Raw genomic sequence first — 839 nt, 5'->3', positions numbered from 1 at the left:
AGAATTCGCTCTCGGCCAACAAGATGGCGTTTTCCAGCTGACCAGCCTGTTTCAGGGAATACAGGGCCCGCACGACCAGGTCGTGCCGGTAGGCGGCATCTGGCGCGGCCCGCGCGACAGCCTGGAGAAAGTAATCCGCCGCCTCGGCATGGCGCTCGTAGATGGACAGCTCTTTGCCCAGCTGATATAGCAAATAGGCATCTTGCGGAGATTCCGCCAAGGCCAGACGCAACAAGGCTTCGTTACGGCCTTTTTTCGCCGCCAAGCCCTCTGGCATATAGCCGTCGTGCCCAAGACGGATGTCCAACCGCCGTCGAACCAGCCCCTGATCATCGACCGGCTGTTCGTGGATTCTGCCCGTGTAGCGGGTGCCTCGTGGCAACAATCGGGTGACCCACTCGGTGGATTCACGAACGTCCTGACCCTGCATGAAGCGATTTACGATGGCCACCTGGCCAAAAAACGGCGCTATCCCCAAAGAGCGCAACAGCGCGCCACCCGACTCCAGCCAGTTATCAGCATCCAGAATCAAGTTCCAGTCGGCACAGGAATACGCCAACGCCGCGTTTCTAGCCGCGGAAAAATCATCTACCCAGTCGAAATGATGCACCTGGGCCCCAAACCGCCGCGCAATGGCTTCGGTCTCGTCCACCGAGCCCGTGTCCAGCACGATCATTTGATCGACGTGCTCTCGGACACTGGCCAGACAGCGGGCCAGCGTGGCCGCACCGTTTTTGACGATCATCACCAGGGCGATGGTTGGAGTGGTCATTGACTCATACTCAATATCAACACGGCAAAAAGGGGCAGCATGGATAAAAGGTCAGTCGTGAAAGACA

Annotated in this window: 1 protein-coding gene; it reads right to left on the bottom strand. The window is 58.4% G+C overall.

Annotation, left to right across the window (positions count from 1 at the left end; all coding sequences use genetic code 11):
* A partial coding sequence (locus CCA01S_RS15050; RefSeq protein ID WP_066459950.1) for a glycosyltransferase family 2 protein occupies positions 1–772 on the bottom strand: 772 nt, incomplete at its 3' end.
* Positions 773–839 lie beyond the last annotated feature (67 nt).

Source organism: Castellaniella caeni NBRC 101664, assembly GCF_001592225.1.
Lineage (GTDB): Bacteria > Pseudomonadota > Gammaproteobacteria > Burkholderiales > Burkholderiaceae_B > Castellaniella > Castellaniella caeni.
This window is presented reverse-complemented; position numbering and strand designations above follow the sequence as displayed.